The organism is Prosthecobacter fluviatilis, from assembly GCF_055388355.1.
Genome location: NZ_AP043782.1, coordinates 5,456,280 through 5,478,786 on the forward strand (window position 1 = coordinate 5,456,280; position 22,507 = coordinate 5,478,786).

7 protein-coding genes are annotated in these 22,507 nt (G+C 59.2%); 5 read left to right on the forward strand and 2 right to left on the reverse strand.

Features of this window, described 5'->3' with window-relative positions:
* Positions 1-123: 123 nt before the first annotated feature.
* Positions 124-270, reverse strand: a complete 147-nt coding sequence (locus ACZ5WW_RS21350; protein ID WP_377162667.1) for a hypothetical protein — start codon at positions 268-270, stop codon at positions 124-126.
* Positions 271-629: 359 nt separating this feature from the next.
* Here ACZ5WW_RS21350 and ACZ5WW_RS21355 point away from each other — a divergent pair, with 359 nt between their 5' ends.
* The 4 genes from ACZ5WW_RS21355 (at position 630) to ACZ5WW_RS21370 (ending at position 12,638) form a co-directional block, all read left to right on the forward strand.
* Positions 630-2,036 carry a sensor histidine kinase gene (locus ACZ5WW_RS21355; RefSeq protein WP_377162669.1) on the forward strand — a complete coding sequence of 469 codons (1,407 nt, stop codon included), beginning with the start codon at positions 630-632 and terminating at the stop codon, positions 2,034-2,036.
* Between the two features lie 7 nt (positions 2,037-2,043).
* Positions 2,044-4,131, forward strand: coding sequence for a response regulator (locus tag ACZ5WW_RS21360; protein ID WP_377162671.1), 2,088 nt, complete (start codon positions 2,044-2,046; stop codon positions 4,129-4,131).
* A 65-nt stretch (positions 4,132-4,196) separates the two neighbouring features.
* Positions 4,197-7,391, forward strand: a complete 3,195-nt coding sequence (locus ACZ5WW_RS21365; protein ID WP_377162673.1) for a PAS domain S-box protein — start codon at positions 4,197-4,199, stop codon at positions 7,389-7,391.
* A gap of 279 nt (positions 7,392-7,670) precedes the next feature.
* On the forward strand, positions 7,671-12,638 hold the full coding sequence (locus ACZ5WW_RS21370) for a PAS domain S-box protein (protein ID WP_377162675.1): 4,968 nt from the start codon (positions 7,671-7,673) through the stop codon (positions 12,636-12,638).
* Between the two features lie 60 nt (positions 12,639-12,698).
* Here the strand turns inward: ACZ5WW_RS21370 and ACZ5WW_RS21375 are convergent, their stop codons facing one another.
* Positions 12,699-13,499 carry a ThuA domain-containing protein gene (locus ACZ5WW_RS21375; RefSeq protein ID WP_377162677.1) on the reverse strand — a complete coding sequence of 267 codons (801 nt, stop codon included), beginning with the start codon at positions 13,497-13,499 and terminating at the stop codon, positions 12,699-12,701.
* A 130-nt stretch (positions 13,500-13,629) separates the two neighbouring features.
* Here ACZ5WW_RS21375 and ACZ5WW_RS21380 point away from each other — a divergent pair, with 130 nt between their 5' ends.
* Positions 13,630-22,452 carry a tetratricopeptide repeat protein gene (locus ACZ5WW_RS21380; protein ID WP_377162679.1) on the forward strand — a complete coding sequence of 2,941 codons (8,823 nt, stop codon included), beginning with the start codon at positions 13,630-13,632 and terminating at the stop codon, positions 22,450-22,452.
* Positions 22,453-22,507: the final 55 nt, after the last annotated feature.

Genomic DNA, 22,507 nt, shown 5'->3' on the forward strand with positions numbered 1-22,507 from the left:
ACACTCGGAGAGCTGGAGCAGCTTGCGGCTCATTGCCCGGGATTGTTCCATGCTCAGGTCTGGTTCATCAGGCCGGAGGGCATGGCTGAAGAATGGGTGAAAACCGACCTCTGGCACGCTGCCTCAGCCATCCCTGGCGTGCAGGTTCATGTTGACCATGACGGCAAGGAAGCCCGCAGTTTTCAGGCCGCCACCTCCGGCCAGACTCTCCTCTATGACGCTGCCGGCGCCCTTGTTTTTCAAGGCGGTATCACCCTCGCTCGCGGCCATGCCGGAGACAATCCGGGGCGGGACGCCATTGAGGTGTTCCTAAAGCAAAAAAACACTCTTTCTGCCAGTGCCCCGGTTTTCGGCTGTGCCCTCGCAAGGGAAAAAGACCAAACGGAATGCACCACATGTCAGCCGTAGACTCAACCCCAAAGCCACAGGACGCCGCATCAGACACGGCTGACGTTGGGCGGCGTCCATCCTCCGGTGTGCAGCGCCAGCAAGCTCCTCCGCTCGTGGAAGCCCCCTCAGCACGCCCTTTGGTGTTGCCTGAATCTGCTTTGCAACGGCGTGCGCTGGAGCTCTTTCGTGCCTCGGAGAATGATCTGCATCGGCATACAGATCAGCTTTTTGCCCGGCTCATGATCGTCCAGTGGGTCGCAGGCGTTGTCGCCGCATTGTGGATTTCCCCCCGGACCTGGATTGGAGAAACAAGCCAGCTCCATGTGCATGTCTGGGCTGCTCTTTTCCTCGGAGGGGCCATCAGCGGCTTCCCCGTTTGGCTGGCCTGGCGCTGTCCGGGTTTGGTCGTCACGCGCCATGTCATAGCCATTGCCCAGATGCTCACTTCAGCGCTGCTCATCCATCTCACAGGCGGGCGCATCGAGACGCACTTCCATATTTTTGGCTCACTGGCTTTCCTGGCGTTCTATCGCGACTGGCGTGTGCTCACTACGGCCACCGTTGTGGTCGCAGCAGACCATCTCATTCGCGGCCTTTTCTGGCCCCAGTCCGTCTTCGGAGTGCTCACAGCCAGTCATTGGCGCTGGATCGAGCACGTCGGCTGGGTGCTCTTCGAAGACGCCATTCTCATCGTCGCCGTTCATCGCATGCTGCAGGAAATGTCAGAAATATCCCTGCGTCGCGCCACCCTCGAAGGGAGCAATGTTGAAATCGAGCGGCAGGTCGTTGAGCGCACAGCTGAGTTGAGCAAGACGCAGGCGGAGCTGCTTGAGACCTCCCGTCTCGCGGGCATGGCGGAAGTGGCCACCAGCGTGCTGCACAATGTCGGCAATGTGCTCAACAGCGTCGGTGTTTCAGCAGAGCTCGCCACGGGCAAGGTTCGCGATTTTCGCATCAGCAGCCTCAAGAATGTGGCGGAGATGCTCCAGCAGCATGAAGCAGACCTGCCTGCATTCCTCACCACCGACCCGCGCGGCAAAATGCTGCCTGATTATCTGCTCAAGCTGGCCACCCACCTGGCGGAGCCGCAGAAGGTCATCTTGCACGAGATGCAAATGCTGCAGAAAAACATCGACCACATCAAGGAGATCGTCTCCATGCAGCAGCGCTACGCACGCGGCACCGGAGTTGTTGAAGTGCTCTCCGTGGCAGATCTCATCGAAGACAGCATACGCATCAACGCGGCAAGCTTCAGCCGTCATGAAGTCAGCGTGGCTCGTGAGATCGCCCCCGTCCCACCCCTGAAGACGGACAGGCACAAGGTCATGCAGATCCTGGTGAACCTCCTCAGCAATGCCAAGCATGCCCTGGACCATAGCGAAGGCGAACGGCTCATGACCGTGCGTGTGGTGCTAAACCAGGAGGGAATGCTGGAAATTTCTGTCATGGACAACGGTGTCGGCATCTCCCCCGAAAATCTGAAGCGCATTTTCTCCCATGGCTTCACCACCAAAAAAATGGGGCATGGCTTCGGTCTGCACAGCGGCGCGCTCGCCGCCAGGGAGCTGGGAGGAACCTTGAAGGCGCATAGTGACGGTGTTGGGCGGGGAGCCACCTTTACCCTGACGCTCCCGCTGGAGAACTGACCCAACCATGACACACACCACCGCAAAAATGACCGCCCCGCATCGGCGCATTCTTGTCATCGACGACAACCGCTCGATTCATGATGACTTTCGCAAAATCCTGGCCCCCGTCGACGCCTCAGACGACGCCCTCGACGCGGCAGAGGCCGCGCTGTTTGGCACAGCACGGCAGCCTCAGACTTTCACCATAGACACCGCCAGCCAGGGGGAGGAAGGCCTGCAGATGGTCAGGCGCGCACAGGAGGAGGGGCGGCCCTATGCCATGGCCTTTGTCGATGTCCGCATGCCTCCCGGCTGGGATGGCATCGAGACCACCCGGCAGATCTGGCAGGTTTGCCCGGACATGCAGATTGTGATCTGTACCGCCTACGCAGACTGCAACTGGACTGACGTTCAGGAGCAGATCAAGCCCCGCGATCGCATGCTCATTTTGAAGAAGCCCTTCGACATCATCGAGGTTCTCCAGCTTGCCATTTCGCTCACTGAAAAATTCCGTCTGCTGCTGGAGTCCAAGTCCCATTTGGAGGATCTCGAACAGCGGGTGAAACAGCGTACCCAGGAGCTTGAGTCATCCCAGCATGCCGCGCATGAAAAGGCGTCTTTGCTGGACCTCTCCAGAGATGCCATCCTCGTCTGCGGCCTTGATCGCCGTGTCACCTACTGGAACAAAAGCGCTGAACGCCTCTATGGCTGGAGTGCGGCTGAGGCGGTCGGGCGTCCGGTGACGGACATCATTGCAGACAGCAGCAGCGGCTCTTTTCAGCAGGCCTATGACGAAGTCGTCCAGGCCGGGGAGTGGGACGGTGAAATACAGCAGGTCAGAAAGGAGGGCCGCAAGCTCGTGGTGGAGGGGCGCTGGACTCTCCTGCGCGATGCCGCAGGCCAGCCCCGCAGCATTTTGATGATCAATACAGACATCACCGAGCGCAAAAAATTCGAGGAGCAGCTTCTGCGCTCCCAGCGCATGGAAAGCCTCGGAACGCTGGCTGGCGGCATAGCTCATGATCTCAACAACGCGCTCACGCCGATCATGATGTCCATAGAGCTGCTCAAGCTTCATGAAAAGGATGCGCTGCGCATGGGCGTGCTCGCAACCATCGAAAACAGTGCCAGACGCGGTGCGGAGATGGTTCGCCAGGTTCTTTCCTTCTCACGCGGCGTTGAAGGTCAGCGCGTGGATGTGCAGGCCGGGCATCTGCTCAAAGGCATTGAAAAAATCGCCACAGAAACTTTTCTCAAGAGCATCCGCGTCACCAGCGACATTCCGGCAGACCTCTGGATCGTCCAGGGGGACCCTGCGCAGATTCATCAAATGCTGCTCAACCTCTGTGTCAACGCACGCGACGCCATGCCCAATGGCGGCACTCTGACACTCAGCGCGGCCAATCATCTGCTCGATGAGCAGTGCGCAGCGATGATCGCCGGCGCAAAGCCCGGTCCATATCTCCTCATTGAGTTGGAGGACACCGGCATAGGCATGTCGCCCGAGGTTGTGGACCGTATTTTCGAGCCGTTTTTCACCACCAAAGAGCTCGGCAAAGGCACCGGCCTGGGGCTGTCCTCCGCGCTGGCCATCATCAAGAGTCATCAGGGCTTCATTCGTGTCTCCAGTGAGTTGGACAAAGGCTCCAAATTTCAGGTTTATCTGCCGGCGCAGGCGGAGGGCTTGAGCCTGACGTCCCCCGGTCAGGCGGAAATGCCACGAGGAAATGGTCAGCTCGTTCTCCTGATTGATGATGAGGAGCCCGTGCGGCACATCACTGGCCAGACATTGGAATCCTTTGGCTACCGTGTCCTTCCTGCGGCAGATGGTGTGGAGGCCTCCACCCTGTACGCCGAGCACAAAGATCAGGTCGCCGTCGTGCTCACAGACATGATGATGCCCGTGATGGATGGTCCGGCGACCATTCAGGTGCTGATGCGCATGAATCCGCAGGTGCGCATCATCGCCGCCAGCGGCCTGGGCGTGAAAGACATGGTGGCCAAGGCCACCAACGCCGGTGTCACGGATTTCATTCCCAAGCCATACACTGCGGAAACATTGCTCAAAATGCTGCACACAGTTCTCCATAAACGGCGCGCTGCCGCTCTTTGAGCACATGACGACTTCTGCCATGCCTGGGACGGCGTTGCCGCCAACTCCGAAACCATTCTTGAAGCATGACTGAAACGTCTGCCTTCATCCCCGGTGCTGCCGCCACGTGTGTCCTGGCACGGCGGCTTCCTCGGGGGGGCGCAGTCCGCATCAGAATTTTTGTTCTTCTGCTGGTTTCACTCATGGGGGCTCCTGTGGGCCTTTTGGCCCAGGAGCCATCTGTCCCGCACACCATCCGGATCGTGACGGATGACAACTTTCCTCCTTATGTCTTCAGGGACAATGAAGGCAGGCTGCAGGGGATCATCATCGATCAATGGCGCGTCTGGGAAAAGCGCACCGGCGTCACCGCCGAGATTCATGGCATGGACTGCAACGACGCCGTCCGCAGAATGAAAGCGGGAGAGTTTGATGTCATCGACGCCATCTTCAAAACGCCGGAGCGAACCACCTATCTCGACTTCGGAAAGCGGTATTCCACCATCGAGGTCTCCATCTTCTTCCGCTCTTCCATAGCCGGCATCAACAGCCTCTCCTCCCTCCGGGGATTTCCGGTTGCTGCCAGGCTTGGAGACACCGTTGTCAAGCTGCTGCAGGAAAATGAGATCACCCCCATGATGTTGTACAACAACTGTGAGGCCATCATCACAGCGGCCAATGAGCGCAAGGTGAACGTCTTCGTCATGGACAAGCCCCCAGCTCAATACTTCCTCCAAAAAATGGGCATCGGGTCGGAGTTCAGAATGTCCGACCCTGTCAGCATCGGGGAGTTTCATCGTGCTGTGCGCAAGGGCAGCACCAGGCTTCTTCAGCTTGTTGAGAGAGGCTTCGATGATGTGGGTGTCAAAGAGATGGCCTGGATTGAAAATAAGTGGTTCGGCCAGACCCTGGACGGGCACCCCTACCTGCGCAGCCTGGGTTATGCCGCTCTGGCGGCGGTTTCTTTGGTTACCCTGCTGCTCGGTCTGAACTGGATGCTGGCAGGCCAGGTCAGGCTCCGCACACGTGCCCTGCAGGAGCGCGAGGAGCAGCTGCGCCTCTGCGTCGAGCACAGCCCCGCCGCCATTGCCATGCTGGATCGCAGCATGAAGTATCTCGTGGTCAGTCTTCGCTGGATGCACGACTACCGTCTGGGCGGGCAGTCTGTCACCGGGCGCAGCCACTATGATGTGTTCCCTGAAGCGCCGGCTCACTGGGTTGAGATCCACCGCCGCTGCATGGCGGGTGCAGTCGAAAAAAATGACGATGAAAAGTTCGTTCGCGCGGACGGTGCCATCGATTGGATTCGCTGGGAGATTCGTCCGTGGCATCAGGCTGACGGCACGATCGGCGGCATCATCATTTTTTCCGAAGACATCACGACTCGCAAGCAGGCTGAGCTCGCCCTCCGCGCAAGTGAGGCCGAGTTCCGCACCCTCATTGAGTCCGCCTCCGATGGAATCCTCGTGTCCAACACAGCCGGGCGTTTGCTGGACGTCAATGCGGCGGTCTGCCAGATGCTCGGTTACTTTCGCGAAGAGCTCGTTCACATGGGGGTTGTGGACATTGTGGCATCCGGTGAAATGGTGCGGATTTTGCCCGAATTGGCACAGCTGACTGAAGGCGAGGTGGTGCGAAGCGAATGGAACTGCCATCGCAAGGACGGCACGTATTTTCCCTCCGAAGTCAGTTCGACGGTTCTTCCTGACGGACGCCTGCAGTTCATCATGCGCGACATCACCCAGCGCAGGCTTGCCGAGGACAAAATTCGCGAGCAGGCCTCCCTGCTGGACAAAGCTCGCGACGCCATCATCGTCTGCGCTCCGCAGGAGCATCGCATTCTCTATTGGAACCGCAGTGCCGAAAGGCTTTATGGATGGCAGGCGGCGGAGGTCATGGAGCATTCGCTCCAGCAGTTGCTCCAGCCGGACTCTGCGCAGTTTCTTGCCGTTATGGAAGCCGTCTCCGCTCAGGGAGAGTGGGCTGGGGAGCTGCAGCAGCATGACAAAAATGGCCGCCCCGTGATCGTCGAGTCGCGCTGGACCTTGATCAAGGATGCTCTGGGCCGTCCCAAGTCCATCCTCTCCATTAACACCGACATCACCGAACGTAAAAAGCTCGAGCAGCAGTTTCTGCGTTCGCAGCGCATGGAAAGCATCGGCACCCTGGCCGGCGGCATCGCGCACGACCTCAACAACGTGCTGGCTCCCATCATGATGTCCATAGAGCTGCTCAAGCTCCAGGAGCAAAGCGCCCAAAAGCAGGACATACTCGCCACGATCGAATGCAGCGCCAGCCGCGGGGCGGATCTCGTGAAGCAGGTGCTCTCGTTTGCCAGAGGCGTGGAAGGACGGCAGCTGGCCATCCAGGTCGGCCATCTCCTCAAAGAAGTCGAAAAAATCACCAACGAGACCTTTCTGAAAAGCATCCAGGTGCGTTGTGAAATCCCTGCGCCCTTGTGCGTGGTGCAGGGAGATCCCACTCAGATTCATCAGGTTCTGCTCAATCTTTGTGTCAACGCCCGCGACGCCATGCCCAACGGCGGCCAGCTGAAGCTCTCCGCCAGAAATCTTGTCATGGACAGTCAATGCGCTTCAATGATTGCCGGCGCCAGCCCCGGGCAGTACGTCCACATTCAGGTGGCTGACAATGGCACCGGCATGCCTCCCGAAGTCGTTGACCGCATTTTCGAACCCTTTTTCACCACAAAGGAACTTGGCAAAGGCACTGGCCTCGGACTCTCGTCTGTCTTGGCCATCGTCAAAAGCCACCATGGCTTTCTGCGGGTGGAGAGTGAGCTTGGCAAAGGCACCACATTTCACATCTATCTCCCTGCCCACATGTCCGAGCATGCGGAAATCGAGGCGGCTCAGCCTGGAGAGCTTCCCCGTGGCAACGGTGAAACGATTTTGGTGGTCGATGACGAGGCCGCTGTTCAGCAGATCACCAAACAGACTCTCGAAACCTTTGGCTACCATGTCTTGCTGGCGGCAGATGGCGCAGAGGCAGTCGCTCTTTATTCCTCGCATCGCTCTGAAATTGCATTGGTTCTCACAGACATGATGATGCCTGTCATGGACGGTCCGGCGACGATTCAGGTGCTGATGCGGATGAATCCAGAGATCTGCATCGTCGCTGCCAGCGGAATGAACGCCGCCGGTATGGAGGAAAAAGTCGTCGGATCAGGCGTCAAAAATTTCATTCCCAAGCCCTACACGGCCGAAACTTTGCTCAAGACGCTCAATGGGGTGCTCAGGCATCGGGCGCTTGGCGCATGTTAGAAATGCCGGAAATATCCACTTCTTTGATGACCAAAGCATTAGATTCCCGATCTTAATGAAGTAATTTAGGCGTCTATGATTTATAAAATTCACACATCGTGACATAGATGCAATATGTTGGAAGCGCCCTCCATCGCAGCTAATCCGCCTGAGGCTTGTGCGACGGCACAAGCAACTCGCCCGACCTCTAAAAATACGTTTTCAGAGGCATGGCATCTGGACTGGTTGAGCAGTCCGCTGGGACGGAAAAAATCTCCGGCCTTTCCCATGCCGTGCCGCATGCGTGGCTTCATCATCAGCCTCTTCTTGGCTGCGATATGTGTGGTCGCCAGCGGGCAGCAGCCTGCCCGACCGGGCAAGATCACCGTAGTTACAGATGACAACTATCCCCCTTATGTTTTCAGGGACAGTTCAGGCGTTCTCCAGGGCATTATCATGGATCAGTGGCGTGCCTGGGAAAAAAAGACAGGCATCACTGCAGAGGTCCGCGGCATGGACTGGGCGGAGGCTGTTGCGAGGATGAAAGCAGGCGAGTTTGATGTCATTGACACTGTTTTCCACACCCAGGAGCGCGCTGCCTATCTGGAGTTTTCGCGACCTTACGCCACACTCCAGGTTCCCATCTTTTTTCGCACCACGATTTCAGGCATCACCGACCTGGCCTCGCTCAAGGGCTTCCCTGTGGCCGCCAAGGCAGGCGATGCGATCGTGCACCATCTTCAGGTCAATGGCATCGGTCCGCTGCTGCTCTACAAAAACTATGAGGCCATCATCACAGCTGCCAATGAGCGTAAGGTAAACGTCTTCGTTGTAGACAAGCCTCCCGCTCTTTATTTTCTGCACAAGCTCGGCTTGGAGTCGGATTTCAGAATGACAGAGCCCGTCAGCGTAGGCGAATTTCACCGGGCTGTGCGCAAAGGCAACTCAGCCCTCCTGAAGTTGATTGAAGACGGATTCGACGGCGTGGGAAAAGACGAGTTCGCCCAGATCGATAAAAAGTGGTTCGGCCAGAGGCTTGGCAGTGTTCGCTACCTGCGCTATCTCGGCTACGGGGCTCTCGGCGGCGCTTTCCTCTTGGCACTGCTCGTCGGCTGGAACTGGATGCTCACCAGGCAGGTTAAAAAGCGCACCAGGGCTTTGCGGGAGCGGGAGGAGCAGCTGCGTCTCTACACCCAGCACAGCCCTGCTGCCATCGCCATGCTGGACCGCGACATGAAATACCTCGTTGTCAGCCGGCGCTGGATGCAGGACTACCGGCTCGGCTCCCGCTCCGTGGTGGGGCTCAGTCACTACGAAGTCTTTCCTGAAGCCCCGCCCCAATGGCGGGGCATCCATCAGCGCTGCCTGAAAGGCGAGGTCGCCAAATGTGATGAGGAGGCCTTTTTACGCTCTGATGGCAGGACTGACTGGATCCGCTGGGAAATCCAGCCTTGGCGGCAGGCCGATGACTCCATCGGTGGCATCATCATGTTCACCGAAGACATCACGGCCCGCAAGCAGGCCTTGGAGATCCTTCGAGAAGGGGAGGCTCGTCTCATCAAAGCTTTTCGCAGCAGTCCCGTTGCCTTGATCATTGGCCGCATGCGGGACCAGCGGCTTGTGGAGGTGAACGACGCATTTTCCAGCCTTTTGGGCTGGACCCGTGAAGAGGCTGTTGACCGCTCCATGGTGGAGCTCTCCGTGATTGACGAAGCCTCGGCCGGCTTGCTCCGCAAGACTCTGGATGAAAAGCGTTCGATCCGCGACATGGAGCTCGCCTTGCGCGCACGTGATGGAGAAATGCTCCATGTCATCGTCAGCATGGAAACCATCGAATTCCAGGGCGAGCCTCATACCGTGGCCACCTTTGTGGATATCACCGGCCGCAAGCGCACGGCCGCAGCTCTTTCCCAGGTCAGCGCTGACCTCGGGCGTGCCCAGGCGATCAGTCACATAGGCAGCTGGGAGTACAGCGTGGCAGATGGTGCCATCAAATGGTCTGACGAACTCTACCGCATCTTTGGCCTCCAGCCTCAGTCCCTCGTGCTCACGTATGAAAAGCTGCTGGCCATGGTTCACCCGGACGACCGTGCCCGGCATGACGCCTATCAGGCCCAGCTTACACAAGCCACGCCAGGATCGGTCATCCCTCCCTTTGAATACCGGGCGCTGCGCGCAGACGGCCAGGTGGCAAATGTCCTCGTCAAAGTGGAGATACACTTTGATGACCAGGGCAGGGCTGCATGCTGCTTCGGCACGGTGCAGGACATCACTGAGCGCAAGCGGGCTGAAGAAGCCCTCCGGGAAAGCGAGGCCACCTTTGCCGCAGCTTTCGAAAATGCCCCCATCGGCAAGGCCCTCGTGGCTCCGGACGGGCGCTTTCTTCGCGTCAACCGCGTGCTGTGTGACATCGTCGGCTACACCGAGCAGGAGCTGCTTTCGGTCGCTTTTCAGGACATCACTCACCCCGATGATCTTGGCAAGGACCTCGACTATGTGCAGAAAATGCTCCGTCATGAGATCAAAACATATCAGATGGAGAAGCGCTACTATCATCGGGGCGGCGGCGTGGTCTGGGTCTTGCTCTCGGTCTCGATGGTGGACGATGAACAGGGAAGCCCTTCCTTCTTTGTCTCCCAGATGCAGGACATCACCGACCGCAAAAAGGCGGATCAGCGCATCCGCCAGCTCAACCGCCTCTATGCCGTTTTGAGCGGCATCAATGAGACCATTGTCCGTGAAAAAAGCTCGGAGACCATGTTGGCGGAGGCCTGCCGCATCGCCGTTGAAAAGGGCCTCTTTGGCATGGCCTGGGTCGGCCTCCTGGATGCCGCGTCTGGCAGGCTCAAAGTCGCCGCACATGTCGGGGCAAATGACGGGCTGCTTGCTGAGATTGCAGCCTGTGTCGCCGACTCTCCGTCAGGTTTGGGCTGCACCATCACCGCGCGCGCGCTCCGGACCGGGCGGCATGCCGTCTGCAATGACATCGAGCACGATCCCGAAGCCGTCGGATGGCGTGAGCGCGCCTTGAGCAGAAACTATTACTCCATGGCCTCCTTGCCTCTGAAGGAAGGGGAAAAAATCATCGGCGTTTTCAATCTCTACTCCGACGTCGTGGCGTTTTTTGACTCGGACGAGCTTGCCCTGCTCGACGAGCTCGCCATCGATATTGGCTTCGCGCTCGACATCAGCAGGCGTGAGGCCGAGCTGCGCGAAGCTGACAGGCGATTCATCAAACAGCGCAAGACCCTGATCGAGCTCACGCGACACTGGGCGGGAGATGGGGAGGATGCCTTGCTTCTGCTGCGAAAAATCGCCGAGGGAGCCGCCCAGACTCTGAACGTTTCACGCGTCAGCATCTGGCGCTACAACAGCGACCGCTCCGCCATCAGGTGTGTGGATTTGTATGAATGGGAGGAGGGGCGGCACTCATCCGGCACGGAGCTTTCAGCAGCCACCCATCCGGCCTATTTCCAGGCGCTGGTCGATCAGGAAATGATCATCGCAGATGATGCCGCTCGCAATCCCAGCACCGCGGAGTTCGAGGCCGGCTACCTTCGCCCTCACGGCATCACATCCATGTTGGACGTCCCCATCATCGTGGGCGGCTGCCGCACAGGGGTTCTGTGTCTTGAGCATGTGCGCACAGCGCGGGAGTGGACGGCGGACGAGAAAACCTTTGCTCTCGCCATGTCCAATCTGGTTTCTCTTGCCCTGGAAAGCGTGGAGCGCAGGCAGGCGGAGACCTCCCTGCGTGAAAGCGAAAAAAGGTTCCGGCAGTTCGCTGAGACTATCGAGGAGGTCTTCTGGATGACTGACCCCTCGGGCGCTGAAATGATCTATGTCAGCCCGGCATATGAAAAAATTTGGCATCGCACCTGTGCCAGCCTCTATGAGGACTCTCTCAGCTGGCTTGCTTCGGTCCATCCGGATGACCGCCAGCGTGTTGAACTGGCCGTCGCAGCCAAGAGGAAGCGTGGCGAATATGACGAGCGGTTCCGCATCCAGCGTGAAGACGGCACTCTCCGGTGGATCCATGACCGGGCTTTCCCCGTGCGTGATTCCCACGGCAACGTCCTGCGTATCGTCGGCACTGCCGAGGACATCACCGAGAGCAAGCAGGTCGAGGCTCAGCTCCTGCGCTCTCAGCGCATGGAAAGCATCGGCACGCTCGCTGGCGGTATCGCGCACGATCTTAACAACGTGCTCACTCCCATCATGATGTCCATTGAGCTGCTCAAGCTGCAGGAAACCAATGAGCAAAAGCTGAACGTCTTCGCCACGATCGAAAACAGTGCCAGACGCGGTGCGGACATGGTGCAGCAGGTTTTGTCCTTTGCACGGGGAGTGGAAGGCCGGCAGATCGCGGTCGATGTCGGCCGGCTTCTCCGGGAAATCGAAAAAATCACCAACGAGACTTTCCTCAAAAACATCCAGGTTCGCACCCATATTCAGACAGCATTGTGGGGTGTGCAGGGAGATCCCACCCAGTTGCATCAGGTTTTGATCAATCTCTGTGTCAATGCGCGGGATGCCATGTTCAACGGTGGCATCCTCAAACTCTCGGCAAGCAATGTCGTCTTGGACGAACACTGCCGCGAGATGAGCGTCGAAGCCCGGCTCGGAAAGTATGTGCTCATTGAGGTGGAGGACAACGGCGCGGGCATGCCTCCGGATGTGCTGGAGCGTATCTTCGAGCCGTTTTTCACCACAAAGGAGCTGGGAAAGGGCACCGGCCTCGGACTGTCCACCACACTTGCCATCGTCAAGGGGCACAACGGTTTCCTCCGGGTGAGCAGCGCCCTCGATGAAGGCACGAAATTCCAGGTTTATCTGCCGGCAGATGAGGCGGCGGACATGCAGCACTGCACGACTCCGGAGACGGTGCTGCCTCGTGGCAACGGAGAGCTGGTCCTAGTCGTCGATGATGAGGAGACGGTCCGCCAGATCATCAGTCAGACGTTGGAAGCCTTTGGATACCGCGTCCTTCTGGCCTCAGACGGTATCGAGGCTTCGACTCTTTTTACCGCCCACCATCAGGAGGTCGCTGTAGTCCTCACAGACATGATGATGCCCGTCATGGATGGCCTGGCAACTGTTCAGGTCTTGATGCGCATCAATCCGCAGGTCCGTGTCATTGCTGCCAGCGGTTTGGGCCTCAAAGACATGGTGGCCAGGGCGATGAGCGCCGGTGTGAAGCACTTCATCCCGAAACCCTACACGGCTGAGGCATTGCTTGCGGCGCTGCATGCCGTGCTCGGGAAATGACGCCACACGCAGTGCTGGCAGCGCCTCACCTGCCAGATTCGCTGGCCTAAACTTGAAGGCCTATTTCTGTTTTGCCTCGTAGCCCGGCAGTGGTTTGCCGTCGTCTCCCAGCTTGCCGCAGGCCCAGAGCAGGCCTCGTGCAACGAGATCGAGGTACACGGGGGACTGCATGGTTTCATTGCCATGGCCCAGTGTGGTCCCGAAGACCTTGGCTTTGCCATACTCATTCACCCAGATCACATTGTGGTCCATCTTCGTGTCTTCACCGTAGGCCTTGGCCAGGGGGACAAAGTGCTCCCAGAGCTTTTCGTTCTTGTACAATTCATCCTTGGCGTCGAGCCACTCCGCCGGAAAGCCTTTCATCACCGGATGCTCTTCAGCGATGTTTTTCACGTTCAAATCACGGTTTTTCTCGTGGCTCATCGAGGTCTGGCCCACACACTTCCGCCATTCGTCCGTCTTTGCTGCACGGTAGCTGTGCGTGGAGCAGTGCAGCATCACAGCCGGCACTCCGTCATGGTGGGCCTTGGCGATGCGCTCCACAAAAGCCACGTCCTCAATCGCCCCGAAGCACTCGTTGTGCAGCACCACGTCATAGCCTGCGGCCCAGTTGTCTTTTTCATAGATCGAGATCCTGTGGCTCTTGTCTTTCTTGCCCTCGGGTCCCTCTTCATGGACAATGGTGAACTCCACATTTGCACGCGCGCTGAGCCCCTCGCTCAGGATCAGCTTCTGGTTCTCGTAGTCATGGCAGCAGCCCCCGGTGATCATCAGCACCTTGAGTGGCTTCGCCTGCTCGTTTGGTGCGGCGAAGGCAAACAGACAGGCGACAGACAGCAGGGTGATGAGAAGAGGGCGCATGACGGCGGGGTAGGGTTGGGAGCCTGACTATGCGCGGAATGCAGGCCCTGTCTTGCATGAATCTTGATCGCTTCAGTTCTGTCTTGTTGTTGATATGGGAAATTTGGTAATAAATCAGCAAATTTCTTTTATGAAAAAGTTCATTCTTTTCCTTGCCTTGGGGCTGGTATGTTTCGGGCAGACCCCGCAGCAGGCGGCCGAGGTGGGAAAATATCATCAAATGCTCCTCAGGCACCCTAGGGCTGGCCTGGTCTTCGACAGGTTTTACTCAGCATGGATGGAAACAGGCACGCCGGACTCGTTGGCGGAGTTTCTCAGCGCGAAAACCGCCACCGCCGCCGATCTGCTCGTTCTGGCGATCTTTCACGAGCAGCGTGGCAATGAGGCAGAAGCTTTGAAAGCTTACACTTCCGCCTTGGATCGCGAGGGCACAAACCCGCTGGCTTGGTTGCAGAGGGCAAAGTTGGAGGCTCGCATGATGAGTTTTTCCGCCGCCCTGAAATCACTCGCCGAAGCTGAAAAAGCAGGTGCAGATGCTGAGCTTGCCCGCGAGCTGGGCCAGCTGCGCGGGCGCTGGCTGCTGCGCACAGGCAAGCCAGATGCCGCTCTCCAGGCCTGGCAGGACTTGCTCAAGGCTCATGCCGATGACGAAGATCTGACGGAGGAAGTCATCGAACTCCAGCTCGACGAAGGCCTTTTTGCCGAAGCCGAAGCGCAGATGCTGGCTCTGATTGCCAAAACCAAAGACCCGTATGCCAGGGCAGTGCGTCAGTTGCGGCTGTCAGAGATCCAGCTGCGCGCCAGCAGGAAGGACGCCGCGCTGGCTCTGCTGACGGCGACACTCGCGGGCACCGGCCAGGGCACCTGGATCGAGGGCGAAGTGCTTGCGCAGATAGAGGCAATGTTTCGTCGCGACGAGAACCTGAGCGGGCTGGTCAAAGAATTGGAAAAACTCCAGGCCGCTCATCCTCAGCGCACGGCGTTGGATCAGCAGCGCGCGCGGCTCCTGGCTGAGTTGGGCGAAAAAGACAAAGCCCTCGCCATCTATGCGGCGCTGCTGCAAAAAACACCCGGTCAGCGTGCTTTGCGCGAGACCTACCTGGATCTCCTGGCTCGTTTCGAGCAGCACAAGGAGGCCATCCTTCAGACAAACATTCTCCTGGAGCAGTCACCGGATGATCGCGAGCTCCTCATTCGTCTGGCCACATTGCAGGAGCGGGCAAAAGACAGGGCCGCTGTCAGCGCCACGCTCGAAAAGTTTCTGGCCGCCAAAGACACCTCTGAGTTCGATCACCTCCGCGTGGCCCGGCTTTACGAAAGCTGGGAGCGGAATGAAGACGCCACGCAAGCTTATGCCCGCATGGTCGCCGCCTTCCCCGAAAGCAGTTCGGCCAGGGAGGCTCAGGCTCATTACCTTCACCGTATTGGCAAGCGCGATGAGGCGCTGGCCATCTGGCGCGATCTGGCAAAAAAAGGCACCCTCGCACAGCTCATGGCCGTTGGGCAGGCGCTCATGGCGCGCCTCGAACCGCAGGTGGCTTTGGAAGTTTTGCAGGCGCGTCAGCCGGAGTTCCCGGGCGATGAGCGGCTGCTCGGCCTTTTGATCAACGCAGCGCTCGGTTCAAAAAAGGCCTCGGACGCCATTCCTTGGGCCGTGGCGCGCGTGCGTGCCACGGCCAATGTCGCCTTCATGGACGATGCGCTCCGGCAGGCCGTTGCCTGTCTCAAGGCGGACGAGCCCAGGCTTGACGAAACCCTCGCTGCTTTGAAGCGGAATGCTCCCAGCATCCAGGAGCGCATTCTCCTGGCCACACTCCTCGAGGAAAAAAAGGACAGCCTCGGCGCAGAGAACACCCTGCGCCAGATTCCACCCGAGCATGCCCTGGCTGCACAGACTCGGCTGCTCAGCCTCATGGAGTCTCGTCAGGATTGGCTGCGTGCGCTCCAGGAGGCGGAAAAACTCATCGCCATGCCTCAGGGCAAAAACTCCACCAATGCGCAGCGCCTCGTGGAGCTGGCTGAACGCGCCGGAAAACTCGACCAGGCTCTCAAGTGGGTGTCCGAATGGAAGTCACTCTCTCCCGGCTCGCCTTCACCTTGGTTGCGGGAGGCCAGGCTGCTGCAGCTCGGTGGCAAAGGTCGTGAAGCTCTGAACATGCTGCAGACTGCCGCGCACAAATTTGAAGATGACGAGTCGGTCGCGGAGGCGCTGGCCTCCGGTTACATCCAGCAGGGGCAGATGGGTGACGCGGAGCGGATTTACTTCTCTCTTTTTGAAAAGGAGGAAAAGACCGAGGACAAACTCCGCTGGGTTGCTCCACTCGCACGCCTCGCCAGCGATCGCGGCCAGTCCAAGGCGCTTACAGATAAGTTCATCGAACGTCAGCGCACCAACAGTGCGGATGCCGCTCCATGGCTGGCCCTCGCAGAGATCTATCGTGTGACGGGCAGCACCACCGAGCAGGAGCGCTCTCTTCGTGAAGCCATGCGTCTGCGCCCAGACGATGTGAATCTGGCCATCCAGATCGCACGCATGGACCTGGACTTAGGCCAGTGGAAACGGGCCCTCGAGGGGCTTCAGCGTGTCGCCGCCCGTTCCAAAGGTGGGCGGGTGCAGCAGATGATCGCTTCGATTGAGATTGAATACGGAGATGCAAACACCGGCTACCGCATGCTCTACGAACTCGCCGGCGGCGCTGAGATAAGCGCGGATGACGCAATCACACTGGCTAAAAGCATGACGGCGCAGCAGGACTGGAGGCGTGTCATCAGCTTTCTGGAGCCGCTGCTTCAGCGTTTTCCGGAAGACTACCGGCTGGCTTATCTTCAGGCGGTCGCTTTCGAGGAGGCGGACAGGGCAGATGCCGCCATGTCCATTTTTATCCGGCTCATGGGGCACTCTCTGGAACTGCCCTCCGTTAAGGCCCTGGTGACGCCCTCCGTAGTCAGGCCCGGCTATCTTGAAGAGTTGGAGAAGCGCACCCCCAGGGGTTATGTGGATCTGCTTCGTCTGACAGACGGCCGCAGCTACCAGGCTTACAACTATCGTCCGAGTTCCATCCGCTTCTCCGGGCAGAGCCCCAGCAAAGCAGTGATGCTGCCTTCCAGCCTGGACATGCTTCACCCCATGTGTGTGGCGCATGCGGTCACCCTCATGAAAGGGGAGTCGGCTCAGAAAAAGGAGGCATGGATCGCCGAGGCCAAAAACGCGCGCGTTCCCGGCGCACCGTACCTTGACCTCCTCGAGGTGGACCGGTACAACCGCCTGATCATCAGCCCTCCTGAGTTGGAGTCGCATGCCGATGACGACGTTCTGCTGGCCTTCTCCATCAGCAACAGTGAAAACGTCACGTTCAACGTCGCTTCACGCGCATTCGAAAGGTTTAAATCCAAATACCCTGAACTGATGGTGCAGGCCGCCAGGCATGCGGTGATGGCGGACAGCAAGGCTGGAGCGCCGTTGCTTGGGGAGGCCCTGGAGGCACTCGAAAAAATGCCGCCGGAGATGCTGCGGAAAACCAATGTGCCCACCTACTATCTGGGCACATTGATCGGCGGTGGTCAGAGAATGCGGGAGGACTCATACGCCCCCGGATTGCCTGAGCCTTTGTGCCGTCGCATTCTGTCGCTCCTCCTGCGTCAGCTTGATGCCACCGGGCCTGATGCAGCGGCCACGGCATACCTCTCTGGCGTACCCAGCGTCGCCAACGCCTGCCGCAGTCTCAAGGCGTGGAAGGAGTTCGTCGCCCTGATGGAGCGGGAAGTGAAGATCTGGACTGAGCATGAGCCTTCACGTCAGTCCTGGGCCAGATTCCCCTCCTCGGTGAGCCGCAGCAGCCAGTCGTCAAATGGGGGGCTGCTTGCCCCGTTGTCATTTCCCGCGGGCTCCGTCGTCCCCGGCACCCTCAGCCTGTACTTCGGCCGCAAGGACATCTACAATCCTCGGAACGACGACAAACTGGAGCCTGAAGAGGAGCAATACGCCGGAGTAAAGCCCTTCCTGGACAGCATCCAGTCAGCTTCATTGCGCATTCTGCTGGCCTACAAAATGGGCGATCGCGAACGTGTTGAGCGCGAAATCACCCAGCTCCTCGACTCCCCAGCTCCTACCGTGGACGACCTGCTGTTGGCGGCCTCCTGGTACAGCATTTCGTTCAAGCATGAGCGCGTGGCAGAGCTGCTCGTTCGCGCCTCCGGCATGAGCATTTCCCCGGCCATTCGTCCCGCTTATGACGCCGCTCTCGCGCAGGTTGCGTTGAAGTTGAAACCGCAGGCCGGAAGCCCGCTCCTGGAGCCTGCGCAGATGGCCCTGCGTCGCCTCCGCAGTGCGCGCGTGACTTCAGAGCAGAAAGACGAGCTCGTCGCCGCCATGAAGACCCTGCAGATGCCCGATGAGGCGGAGCAGTGGGCTCGTATGGCCGTGGTGGTGCCGTCTGTCCCTCAGCGTTCGGCCAGCTATGCCGGTAGCAGCAACAGCATCGACACCAAAAAACTGCAGACTCTTCTTGGGGGCAAGGATGAGGAGGCCATCGTCAAAGAGGCCGTCACCCAGCTGCGTCATGCGCTGGCTTATGCCGGCAATGGCAATCAAAGCTACGCCGCCAGCAGGGCCAAAGAGATCATGCGCCTTGTCGGCAGGCCGGGCCTGTCTGAAAAAATCCAGGCGGCCTTTGACCTCGGGGAAAGCGCCACGGTGGCAAAAAGGTTCGAGCTCGCACAGTTTTTCGAACTCGTCGGACAAAAGCCCCAGGCCATCACAGTGCTGGAAAAAGTCGTGGAGATGAATCCGAAGCATTTTGAGGCTCGCTTGCGTTTGTGCGCCTTGATTGCCGCCACCGATGCGCCGAGTGCGGTGAAAATGATGCAGGATGTGCCACCCTCCGCTTATCGGCAGAACAACATCGGGAGCCAGATCGCAGAGCTGCTTCGCCGGGATGATCAGATGCCTTTTGAGGCACGCATGAGCATTTTCACCGCCCTTGCTGGGATGTTGGACTCCTCGCCGCCTGCGGCCGACGCCAAGGGCCTTGAATGGATGATCGACCTTCCGTACATGATCGCAAATCAGACATATCGTGAGTCCCCCATGCTCGCCTATCTCTATTTGCGCCCCGCATTGGTCCAGCGGGACGGGGTCGACTTTCACCTGCCACCCACGGCTCCTGCGGCGCAAAAACGTCGCGAGGTGCACGATCACCTCTGCAAGGCGATGATGAAGCATCCCGTGCTCGCGGAGGAAGGCTTTCGTCGCTTCGCGGCCCTGGCCATTCAAGATGGAAACAAACTCAATGAACTCGCAGATGCCGCCCGTCAGATTTTGGAGGCGGCCAAAGCCGCGTCACGCTCGCAGTTGGGGGGCGCGAAGCGCCGGTTTTACTCATCTCAGGAGGTGACTAGCCTTTGGTCGCCTTCGCCGGCAGAGTTTCTCATCTGGAAAGCATGGAAGGAAAATCAGATGGAAGTCATCGCTCAGGAGATTTTGCCCCTCGCAGCTTCAGCTCTGGACAGCTCACAGCAGCGCATCTTGCGCGCGCAGTTGGCTGTCTGGTCCTGCAGTCCCGAGGCTTTCGTCAACAATGCTAGGACTTACCTCGCCGCCATGAGCGGTCGCAGCACTTCCAGCTATGCGGCAGATCAAAATCTGGTTTGGCTCATGGACCGCTGGCAGGAGCGCGGGATCGGGGGGGCGCCGCTCGATGAGCTGCTTGCCACCAGCATGAAGCAGAACAATGGCTTTGGCGAAGGCTATGCCGTCACGCACTACATCGCCGTGCGCCAGCAGATGCGACCTGAGTCTGGAATGACGCCGTTCCTGACACGGCTTGTCTCCGCCACGCTCGGCGCTGACAGCTCGGCCTGGAGCAAGGCCATGAACAGCATGGTCAGTGTGTACTATGGCGGCGGTGGCGGCTCCATCAGCAACCCTCCTGCCTACTCCATGCTTCGGGTCATCAGCAATGCGATACGTCGGCCGGCGACTTTTGGCACAGGCTTGCAGATGGCATCCTTGGTGGGCATTGCAGACAACCCCACATGGTCTCGCAACAGTGCCTCCAGCATGGTCGCAGTCTTGAAATCTCCAGATCATGCTTTTTCCGCACTCGGGGCTCTCGGGTGGCTGGACTCGGCAGAGCAGATGCTCCTGCCGGAAGACCCGGACTGCATGCAGGTGGAGTTCATCAAAAAAGTGCGTGAGAACCGCGAGACCATGCAGGATCTGCGCTCAAAGCTGGCTGCCGTTAAGCAGCGCACGTTTGGTGTGGAACTCTGCGAGTCCTTGCTGCAGGACGCGCCCTCCGGCCCCCTTTCGGCACTGTTGAAACGTCGTGCTGCGGATGTGGCGAAGATCCCCGCAAAAAGCGGCCCCGCCATCATGGCTCTCATCAAGCTGCAGATTCCCGCCCTCAATCAGCCCGCAGGCGCAGATCCCGCTCTGGTCAAAGTGCTCGATCCGCTCCTCTCCCTCGAGAGAAAGCAGGCGCTGGACGAGGTGGACCGCTGGATTGCCGCCGCTCGCATCGAGGAGGTGCACTCAGATGCCCGTAGCTTCTCAGACAAGCTTCAGGCGATGCTGAAATCTCTTGTTCCCGGTGATCTCGACAGGGCACAAAAGCTCTTCCTCCATGCCTGTGAGCTCATGGAGGCCAGGTCCCGCGATGCTTCTTGGAGCAACTACATGGGTGACAACGGCTGGTTCCGTCGCTCGGAAATCCTCGACGCCTTCAAGAAGGATTGGCCCAGACCTGAAACCATGGCCTTCGTCATGCGCCTCCTCCATGAGGACGCCACAGGCAATCTCTCTCCCGACGGCTGGGCCGCTAACAGCGGCTATGGACAGGCATTGATCGAGATCTGGCGCAACAACGGCGGTGGCGCCGCCATGGGGCGCGGCCTTGATGCCATGCTCAAACGCACGGCCGAGGTCATGCAGGACACACCACACACGCTGCTGCCCCTGGCCTTCTTTGATTTTTATCTTCGGCTGCCTCAGAGCCTCCGTGTTCCTGCCATGCAATATGCGGCCCGCATGCCCGCCTCACATCCGCAGGCCGCACTTGGCCGGGAGCTGGATTTCGCAGGCCGTTTCTTTCTCGCCACAGACTCACAGGCCCGGCAGAACGCTGCCGCTCAGAAAGCCGTCGAAGAACTGGGCGGCATGCAGCCCGTGTGGCGGCATTGCCGCGCCATGCTCAGCGCGGACAAGGCCAATGCGCGGGTGCGCCAGGCCCTCGTTCATTTCCTTTCCTATTGGGCGCGGGACAGCATTGACCCCGAATGCGCCAGACTCGGTGCCGCCGCCGCGCTGGTTTCCATGAAGCAGAAGCACTGCATTCATGGTTATCAATACGGCTGGATCATCCGTGCCTTCAACCAGCTGCCGGTCGATGCTGCCTGGCAGGCTGCCGCTCAGGAACACTGGGATGCATGGCTTGCACGGCTCGCGGATGGCGGCCTTTGCAGCTACCAGCCCTGTGACTGGGCCATCAACAGCATGCTGCGCATGACAGCCCGCTCGGGCAAAGATGACTGGATGCGCGCCATGCTGCGCACGCACCATCACACGCTCAGCAATGAGCAGTCTGGCATCGTCAGCCTCATGCTCGGCGGTCGGCCTCAGCTCGCTGCGGAGCACTTCAGGGCCGAGTGGCGCAGCTTCCTCATGGACCCGCAAAAGGAGCTGCTCTGGAGCAGGGAGATTGTCGAAAATCTGCCCGCCTTCAAAGCCGCCTGCGGCGACCCTGGGCTGGCCTTGCTGGGGGAAATTTATCTCTCCTACATCAAAGACCCCGCCAAGCCCGAGCAGGCCGCCATTCCGGGCTTCAAGAACCGAGAGGAACGCTTCAAAGACCTCGCACGACGCTTCAAAGAAACAAAGTTCACCGACGAGGAAATGCGCAAAGACTGCGTCGAGATCATCTGCCAGTTTTATGACGCCGCAGACCTGATCCACGAGGCCGCAGATCAGGTCGCTGCCAAAACCAACATCGAGGCGCTTGCCGCCATCGATCAAACCTGGGAGCACTGGCGTCAGCTCAAGCCCCTGCAGTTCTCCCTTGGCTGGAAGGCCGCGCATGGGGATGTCCAGCCAAACATAGCCGCCTATGACCGCGCTCTCGCCGCTCGCTACAGTCAGAGCTACTACCAGCGCTCAGCTGTCAAGGAAACCGGCTGGGGGCCCACCTGGGTCGCCAACTGGCTCTGGTCCCGCGAGTCCGAGGCCGGGCGTGAGCCGGACGTCCGCGCAGTTTTGCCCTTCCTGGATCATGTGATCACCAAAACCCCCGCCGATCTGCGGGATCTCCATGTCGCCGACTGCGTGACTCAGAAATGGCTCATCCATCTCGTTGTCAATGAGCCCGAAGCCTTCGAATCCTGGCGCAAAGGCTTGAAGGAGGAGGACCGCCGCGACCTCAAAAAGCGCGTGCAGGAGCGCTGGGAGATCTGGGACTACATTCGCCAGCTTTCCGGCACTCAGAAAAAAATGCGCCTCACGCCTGAGCAGCGCGCCCGGCTGGTCGTTGCTGTGCTAGGCGACGAATGGTCCGCTGCAAAGTATCCCGCCGCAGGTCCGGGCATCCCCAATCTTGTCAACGAAATCGTGCAGAAGGGCGGCGTCTTCAAGCCGGACGAGTTTGCTCCCCTCGCAGCTCAGATCGCCGCCGCACTGCCGCGCATGGGCCGCACCGCCGGGGAGGCCGCCGAGCTTCTGGCCGCAAACGGCAAAAGCGAAGCCGCCGCTCCGCTGTTTGCGCTGGCTTTTGAGCACGCACGCAAGGAAAACGAAAAGGACTACGGTCTGGCTGCCGGCTACCTTGTGAAGCAGGCGGAAATCCTGGAGCGCACCGGCAAAAACGCGGAGGCGCTTCAGCGGCTTAAATCACTCGATGAGAAGCGCTTGGGAGGTGGTGTTAAAAAAACCGTTGAGTCCGCCTTATCGCGTCTTTCCAAATAGCCCAAGCAAAATCTTGTCCCAAACGTCTCGCTCTGGTAAAACCTCCGCAATTCCG

Excerpts from the sequence above, each read along its gene's own strand:
- ACZ5WW_RS21350 (WP_377162667.1), bottom strand. The coding sequence starts at position 270 with ATGGCCGCGAGCGAGGGTGATACCGCCTTGAAAAACAAGGGCGCCGGC.
- ACZ5WW_RS21355 (WP_377162669.1), top strand. The coding sequence starts at position 630 with ATGATCGTCCAGTGGGTCGCAGGCGTTGTCGCCGCATTGTGGATTTCC.
- ACZ5WW_RS21360 (WP_377162671.1), top strand. The coding sequence starts at position 2,044 with ATGACACACACCACCGCAAAAATGACCGCCCCGCATCGGCGCATTCTT.
- ACZ5WW_RS21365 (WP_377162673.1), top strand. The coding sequence starts at position 4,197 with ATGACTGAAACGTCTGCCTTCATCCCCGGTGCTGCCGCCACGTGTGTC.
- ACZ5WW_RS21370 (WP_377162675.1), top strand. The coding sequence starts at position 7,671 with ATGCGTGGCTTCATCATCAGCCTCTTCTTGGCTGCGATATGTGTGGTC.
- ACZ5WW_RS21375 (WP_377162677.1), bottom strand. The coding sequence starts at position 13,499 with ATGCGCCCTCTTCTCATCACCCTGCTGTCTGTCGCCTGTCTGTTTGCC.
- ACZ5WW_RS21380 (WP_377162679.1), top strand. The coding sequence starts at position 13,630 with ATGAAAAAGTTCATTCTTTTCCTTGCCTTGGGGCTGGTATGTTTCGGG.